This is a genomic window from Limnohabitans planktonicus II-D5 (assembly GCF_001270065.2).
Lineage (GTDB): Bacteria > Pseudomonadota > Gammaproteobacteria > Burkholderiales > Burkholderiaceae_C > Limnohabitans_A > Limnohabitans_A planktonicus.
In genome coordinates this window covers 1-1,055 of the sequence record NZ_LFYT02000105.1, presented here as the reverse complement: position 1 = coordinate 1,055, position 1,055 = coordinate 1, and the positions used below count along the sequence as shown (strand labels likewise).

At 63.1% G+C, this 1,055-nt stretch carries 1 protein-coding gene; it reads right to left on the bottom strand.

Translation table 11 applies throughout. The annotated features are described in order from the left end of the window. Positions 1-41: 41 nt before the first annotated feature. Positions 42-1,055 (bottom strand): Ig-like domain-containing protein (locus tag H663_RS41885; RefSeq protein WP_240620609.1); only part of this gene is annotated, 1,014 nt, incomplete at its 5' end.

Below are 1,055 nucleotides of genomic sequence, written 5' to 3'. Positions count from 1 at the left end.
ACGAGGTCAATAACCCCAGGCTTGCGAAGGCGGTGGTAGTGTCAAGCCGGGATGAAGGTGGCTGTCCAGATCAGGCCGTCTGTGCTGGCGGTGAATGTGCTCAGAGCCCCGTTGGGCGCTGTGATGTCCGCGTTGCTGAAGTCTTTGACTTTTTCGCTGAAGGTGATGGTCACCGTGGCGCTCTCGCCTGCTTTGAGGGCGTTGTCGCTCAGGGCAATGCTGGCTGTCGGCGCTTTGAGGTCAATGGCGTAGTTGGCGCTGCTGGTGCTGGCGCCTTGGTTGCCCGCCACGTCGGTGTAGCTGTTGGCCACGCTCATGACGTTGCTGGCGTCTGCCGTGCCTGCGGTGGGCGTGAAGCTGCCCACCCAGGTCTTGCCGCCGTCGGTGGTGGCCAGGGTGCTCAGCGTGCCGTTTTCTACAGCCACGTCGGTGTTGCCAAAGCCGGTGACTTTTTCACTGAAGACGATGGTCACTTGTGCGCTCTCGCCTGCCGTCAAGGCGTTGTCGCTCAGGGTGATCGTGGCCGTGGGGCCTTGGGTGTCTACGGCGTAGTTGGCACTCGATGCGGCTGCGCCTGCGTTAGCGGCCAGGTCGCTGTAGGCACCGGGGTTGACGCTGATGCTGTTGGCGGCTACTTCCACATTGGCGTTGGGCGTAAACGTCGCGGTCCAGGTGGTGCCGCCGTCGGTGCTGGCCAGGGTGCTGAGCGTGCCGTTGGGCGCTGTCACGTCGGCGTTGCTGAAGTCTTTGACCGCTTCGCTGAAGGTGATGGTCAGCTGGGCGCTTTGTCCGGCCGTGAGGCTGGTCATCGGCGCACCTTGGGCGTCTTGGAGGGTGACCACGGCCGAGGGGGCCTTGGTGTCCACGCTGTAGTTGCCGCTGGTGCCCACGGCTCCTGCGTTGCCGATCAGGTCGCTGTAGGTGTTGGCCAGCGTGATGACGTTGGTGGTGTCTTCAAGGTTGACGTTGGGCGTGTAGGTGCCGGTCCAGACGATGCCGTCGGTGCTGACCAAGGTGCCCAATGTGCCGTTTTGCACCGTGACATCCTCGTATAG